The following is a 6,371-nucleotide window of genomic DNA, read 5'->3' on the forward strand; positions in this document are numbered from 1 at the left end:
TCTAATTTCGAGAAATATCGGGGAAATGTTATTGCTGCATCTATTAACAAGCAAGATGCTCGCACTTCTAGACGTCAATTTCTCAAAACGTCAGCAGCTACCATCGCAGCTTCAGCTCTTTCTAGCTGTGGTTGGAGATTAGCTGAAGTAAAATCTAACCCCCGAATGCAGGGAGATTCAGATTTACTCTATATATATACTTGGGCAGGTTATACAGACCAAGATTTGCTAGACCGCTTCTACGATGAAACAGGTATCAAAGTAGTTGCAGATGTGTTTGACTCTAATGAGTCGATGCTAGCTAGAGTGCAAGCTGGAGGAGGTGGAGCATATAGCATCATCTATCCATCTGATTATATGGTGCAAAAAATGGAATCCCTGGGTTTGTTGACAGAGTTAGACCATTCTCTAATTCTTGGTTTAGACGATCTGTTCCCAGAATTTCAAGACCCTATATATGACCCTGGTAATGTCTATAGTGTACCCATAAGTTGGGGTACTACTGGTTTAATTTACAATAGCAAACTGTTACCCACTGCGCCCACTGACTGGGAGTATCTCTGGGAAAATAAAAATTTAATATCAAAGCGCCTGACTCTAGCTAATGACGTGCGCGAGGTGATGGGGTGTGCTTTGCGAAAGCTGGGATATTCCTACAACTCTACTAATGTTGAAAGTATCAGGGAAGCTTACCAAGAGTTACTCATACTTAGACCAGCGATCGCCTCTTTTACTACAGATGGTTGGCGGTCTCAAATTTTGGTAGAAGATTTGTTGATAGCTATGTGTTATTCTTCTGATGCTGCAGAAATTAAACCAGAAAATGAAGATTTAGAATATATTACTCCCCGCAGTGGTTCCTCTCTGTGGACGGATACATTAGTGATTCCCAAAAATGCTCCTAACCCTGATGGTGCCTATCAGTGGATTAATTTTATGTTACAGCCAGATATAGCTGCTGAAATTGTGGAGAGACTCAGTTTTGCTACACCTTCTCGTGAAGCTTATCGAAGATTATCAGAAGAACTAAAAGAAGATCCTACTTTATTTCCCCCAGAATCAATTATTGAAAAGTGTGAAAGTTTAGTTCCACTGGGTAAATATGAAGAAGTTTATGATGAATACTGGACGAAATTAAGAAGTGTATAATTGCAAGAAGGAAGAAGGAGGAAGGAGGAAGACAAATTCCTGAGTAGATTTATGTATGGAATTTTTCTACTAACTTTTTTTTAGTCATTAAATCCTCAGTAAAAGTTAATAAATTTCTTTGTTCCTGAAAATATATAGCATTATGCATTTAGGCATCGAAAACTCAGTCAGAGATTACTTTTAACTTTTTACTTTTAACTTCGTATAGCACTATAGAACCCAATCCTTGAGAAATGTTCCAATTTCTACAATATTATTTTTGAATTTTGACTTTTGAATTTTGACTTGACAAATATGACTACACCTACTAAACCGTCTGCTCCAGCTTTCCCTAATTCTCAGTCAAAACATGGTATAAGTCAAACATTTTCTAAACTGTTAGGTCCTCTAGCTTTATTAGGTCCGGCAGGTTTATGGTTACTGTTGATATTAGTGTTGCCGACTTTAGTAATTTTCCAACTGAGTTTAGTAGAAAATATTCGACCTGGAGATTTAGTAAACCCTGATGGCATTGGTAACTATTTACGAGTATTTGACCTGATTAATTTAAAAGTAATTTGGCGTTCAATTTATTTTGCTACAGGTACAACAATTTTATGTTTATTATTGGGATTTCCTGTAGCCTATTGGATTGCTTTAATGTCACCCAAACGGTGGCGAAATTTACTTTTATTAGGTTTTGTCTTGCCACTTTGGACTTCATCTTTATTACGTTCTTATGCTTGGATTACAATTTTACGACCAACTGGCGTATTAAACTCAATTATTGGAATTATTGGATTACCACCTTTAGAAGTATTGAATCGAACTCCCGCTGTTTTGATTGGTATGAGTTATAGTTATTTACCCTATATTGTGACTATTCTTTATGCTTCTTTAGAAAAGTTAGACCGGAGATTATTAGAAGCATCGGCAGATTTAGGAGCAACCCCTATACAAACTTTTTGGAAAGTGACTGTTCCTCAAAGTTTACCTGGTATTGCTGCGGGTTCTTTATTAGTTTTTATTAGTTCTTTAGGAGATTTTGTTGACCCTGAATTATTGGGTGGTGCTTCTAGTATGACAGCTGCTCGATTAATTTATAATCAATTTTTAGGAGCTACTCAAAATTGGGGGTTTGGTTCAGCTTTGAGTATGGTTATGATTTTGGGGGTGAGTATAGCGATCGCTCTTTTACTAAAATTTGGCGATGGTAAACCCTCTAAGTAGGGTTTGCTGAAAAAGTCTTTTCGTAAGGGGAGGAGACAGGAGACAGGAGACAGGAGACAGGAAACAGGAGACAGGAGGCAGGAGACAGGAGACAGGAGGAACGAGGGAGGAAGTAGGATTCAACAATTAATAATTACCTCTCCTTGAAAGCGGATAGGATTGACTCAAAGGAAAAAATTTTCTTCTCTTGGTCTCAAATGCGTTGGCTTCGGAGCAATATAATTCTGTCGTCGTCATACAATGGTTAGAGAAGAACGATCGTTTACCCCTACAATATGGACTCTTGTCTTTAAAATACTGAATAACACCGATGCTACCGGATTTGATATGACTTCAGGTAGAGGTACTGATAACTGATAACTGATAACTGATAACTGATAACTGAAATGACAAATACTTTAATAAATCCAGAAGATAATATCCCAATAGATATGTCTAAATCTCAATCAAAAATTCATATTTCTTGGCAGGTAATATTTACAATTTTAATGTTTTTGTTTATGTACTTGCCAATTTTTGTCTTGACTTTTTATAGTTTCAATAAATCTAAATATAGTGCAGGATGGGAGGGCTTCACCCTGCAATGGTATGTCAAGCTTTTTCAAGATACTAGAGTTTTAAATGCTTTACAAAATAGTTTAACTGTAGCTATTTGTGCTGTGGCTGTGTCAGCAATTATTGGTACTTTAATGGCAGTAGGTTTAGCAAAATATAAATTTCGAGGCAAATCTTTATACTTAGGTGTTTCTTATTTACCATTAATTATTCCTGATATAGCGATCGCTGTTGCGACTCTAGTCTTTTTAGCAGCATTGGCAATTAGATTAAGTTTATGGACAATAATTGCAGCTCATATTGTTTTTTGTCTAGCTTATGTGGGTTTAGTTGTTTCCACAAGATTAGCAGATTTAGACCCTAATTTAGAGGAAGCTGCCCTTGACTTGGGAGCAACTCCAGTACAAGCTTTTTTGCAAGTATTGTTACCCCAATTAATGCCAGGAATTATATCTGGATGTTTGCTAGCTTTTGTATTAAGTATGGATGATTTTTTAATTGCTAGTTTTACTTCAGGAAGTGGGGCAACAACTTTGCCAATGGAAATTTTTAGTAGGATTCGTACAGGGGTAAAACCTGATATTAATGCCCTGAGTGTAATTTTAATTTTAGGCTCAGGAGCGATTGCAATTGTTGGAGAATTTTTGCGGACTAGAAGTGAGAAAAAAAGTATTAAGTAGTTCAGGAGTCAGAATAGATTAATTGTGGTTCAACAATTAATAATTAACTAGCTATCAGCATTTTCCGTACCGGAATGCTCTGTAAACATAACTCAGCTTTCAGCGCGCTAAAAGTTTGGGTTTAAATCCCCATAACTGGAGTTGATAAACAAAGTAAAACTATGATATTTATTAGTCCTAAAACAGATTTTGCTTTCAAAAAAATATTTGGCTCAACTGAGAGTAAAGATATTTTGATTAGTTTCTTGAATGCTCTAATATATGGTGGTGAATCTATGATTCAAGATTGGGAAATAATTGACCCATATAATCCAGGAGATACGATTAGTTTGAAAGATAGTTATCTAGATGTGAAAGCTATCTTAAATGACGGCTCCAATGTGATTATTTAAATGCAGGTATTGAGTGTTACGGCTTTTGAAAAGCGAGTAGTTTATAATTTGTGTAAAACTTATGGCAATCAATTAAACACTAGGGAAGGATATCGGAAATTAAAACCAGTAATTGCTTTAACGATTACAAATTTTGAGATGTTTGAAGAAACCGGCAAATAGATTAATCATTTTGTGTTTAAAGAGAAAGAGCAATTATTTGACTATAGAGACGAAGAAGTAGCAATGATATTTGTAGAATTACCGAAGTTCCCCAAAGAGTTAGAAGATTTAGGAGGAACAACTTTAAGTTTTAGTAGTTTGGAAGATTTGTTGAATTGGTTGAAATAATTGGATAGGGAATAGAGCGATCGCTCCCTTAATCTAACCTCTCCCACATCTATAAAGCTAGACGCGCTACCAGTTTGGGTTAAGCGTATCTCGCAACCCAATTATAATAAATAAAGATTAAGTTGAGCAAATCCCAAGAAGTTGAATATAAAAATATATAGCAGTAGAAGAAAAGGGCGCAGATATATCAAAAGCTTAAAACTCCGACAACGCAAAATTTTTCTAACTTCGCTAACTTCGGTCCCTCAATCGTTCCTTCTTCTTTCTGCTATACCAATTACTACTTGTTCAACCTACGAATTAATCCATTCAGTGGCTCCCACTAATTGATTATTGTCGAATACTTTTACAGGGCAAGGAATAATAAATCTAAACAGTTTTGTTGCTCCGACAACCCATTTATTATCGGACACAACTGCAATTTTTTCCCAAGCAGTTGGGTGTTGAAGACCTACTTTTGCATCATCCCATAAAGCTTTAGCTTCAAACCCTGAAAAATCACTGCCCAAATTATAAAGCAAGCGAATTTTGGGTTTTTCTTTTAACTTAGCCTCTATGGCGGGAATCAAAACAGATTCGTAGTCCTCTCCAGTGACTCGACCATGAGCAGTAAAGGCAAGAACGTTATCCTGTTGATTGGAACTGATTTCAATCATAATGGCCCTCCTAGATTTCAATCTATATCAGAGCAGTTTGTAGAGTTTTTTTCTTCTTTTATTATAGCAATAGAAATTGAAAATGATCTTCACGCACAGTAGATGGGGTACAAAGTTCTAGGATTTTCACTAAACAGAGAACATAAATTAAAATTATAGTGGTTTTCATAAAAATAGACTATAATTCACAATTCTGTGACTCCTCAATATTTAGGCATACTCACTGCTATTCGAGACTAATATCATGTCAGGATAAGAGCGCGATAGAACTCCGTTCTGCTTACGCGACCAAAAAACTTTCTCCTTTTTCTCCTCTTCCTTCTTCTTCTTTCTTCCCTCCTGACTCCTGACTCCTGACTCCTGACTCCTTCTTTATCTTTTTTAAATTTTTATACTGCTATTAAGAGTAAAATAAAAAGTTGTGCCTTTTTCCACTTGAGAAGTACACCAAATTAAACCTTGGTGACAATTAATAATTCTTTTCACAATTGATAAACCAATACCAGTTCCTTCAAACTCATCATCTGAATGGAATCGCTTAAAAGGAGTAAATAATTCTGTGAATATTTCCATATTAAAGCCAGCACCATTATCTTTAATAAAATAAATTACATCTGATTTTTGTACACATAAGCTTTTGTCTTTGTAATATAAAGAGCATTGATTAATGATTGAATCTAATTCTTTTTGTTCTGCGGATAAAACTCCAAATTCAATCTGAGTAACATCTTTTTTAGATGAATATTTCCAAGCATTACCAATTAAATTTTCTAAAGCAATTGTTAAAAATCTTTGATCCCCTTGATCTGTAACATTGGGCTGAATTAATAATTCAACTTTTCTTTGTGGTTCTTTGATTTGAAGCTTCATTAGTATTTGTTGAACTATACTACTTAAATGCACTAATTCAAGAGTTATTGGACTTTTTTTTATCTTGGACAACATGAGTAAATCTTTAATAATCTGCTGCGTTCGAGCAGTTGATTGAAACATTAAATCAAAATAATCTTGAGCATTTTGATTGGTATAATTATCATCTCCATATTCTTCTTTGAGAAAATGAGTTAATGACTCAATAGTTTCTAATTGGTCGCGGAAATCATGAGCTATACTATAACTAAAAGTTTCTAATTCTTTATTAGTTTCTTCAAGGGTTAATTCTAAGTTTTTTCTTTCTGTAATATCTCTTACTGTAATAGCAAAACCATCCCCTAATTTAACGGCGATGAAATGATACCATTTTCCTTCTTCTTGGTTATTATAATAAATATCCTGCTCTAAAGATTTTCCAGTTTCTACCACATTAACTAAATCTGTAAATAAATCATAATGAATTCTATGTAAAAACTTTTTCAGCACTAATTTACCAATTAAATCTTGTGGTTCTTGATTAAAAGCTC

At 34.8% G+C, this 6,371-nt stretch carries 6 protein-coding genes and 1 pseudogene; 5 read left to right on the forward strand and 2 right to left on the reverse strand.

What is annotated here, in order from left to right:
• Positions 1–42 precede the first annotated feature (42 nt).
• From F6K13_RS13315 to F6K13_RS13335, 5 genes and pseudogenes are all read left to right on the forward strand, one after another.
• Positions 43–1,149 carry a PotD/PotF family extracellular solute-binding protein gene (locus F6K13_RS13315; RefSeq protein WP_192901097.1) on the forward strand — a complete coding sequence of 369 codons (1,107 nt, stop codon included), beginning with the start codon at positions 43–45 and terminating at the stop codon, positions 1,147–1,149.
• Between the two features lie 294 nt (positions 1,150–1,443).
• The gene (locus tag F6K13_RS13320; protein ID WP_124144447.1) at positions 1,444–2,358 is read left to right on the forward strand and encodes an ABC transporter permease; all 915 of its coding nucleotides are present in this window, start codon (positions 1,444–1,446) and stop codon (positions 2,356–2,358) included.
• A gap of 3 nt (positions 2,359–2,361) precedes the next feature.
• Complete coding sequence (locus F6K13_RS13325) at positions 2,362–2,505, forward strand: hypothetical protein (protein WP_287287601.1); 144 nt, start codon at positions 2,362–2,364, stop codon at positions 2,503–2,505.
• 239 nt (positions 2,506–2,744) lie between these two features.
• On the forward strand, positions 2,745–3,593 hold the full coding sequence (locus F6K13_RS13330; protein WP_124144445.1) for an ABC transporter permease: 849 nt from the start codon (positions 2,745–2,747) through the stop codon (positions 3,591–3,593).
• A gap of 161 nt (positions 3,594–3,754) precedes the next feature.
• Positions 3,755–4,258, forward strand: a pseudogene (locus F6K13_RS13335) (Rpn family recombination-promoting nuclease/putative transposase); the annotation flags it as partial.
• Between the two features lie 350 nt (positions 4,259–4,608).
• Here F6K13_RS13335 and F6K13_RS13340 read toward each other — a convergent pair.
• Both F6K13_RS13340 and F6K13_RS13345 read right to left on the reverse strand, forming a co-directional pair.
• The gene (locus tag F6K13_RS13340) at positions 4,609–4,971 is read right to left on the reverse strand and encodes an STAS/SEC14 domain-containing protein (RefSeq protein WP_124144442.1); all 363 of its coding nucleotides are present in this window, start codon (positions 4,969–4,971) and stop codon (positions 4,609–4,611) included.
• Between the two features lie 381 nt (positions 4,972–5,352).
• Positions 5,353–6,371 (reverse strand): ATP-binding protein (locus F6K13_RS13345; protein ID WP_287287603.1); only part of this gene is annotated, 1,019 nt, incomplete at its 5' end.

Source organism: Okeania sp. SIO2B9 (assembly GCF_010672505.1).
In the GTDB taxonomy this organism is placed as follows: Bacteria; Cyanobacteriota; Cyanobacteriia; order Cyanobacteriales; family Microcoleaceae; genus Okeania; species Okeania hirsuta.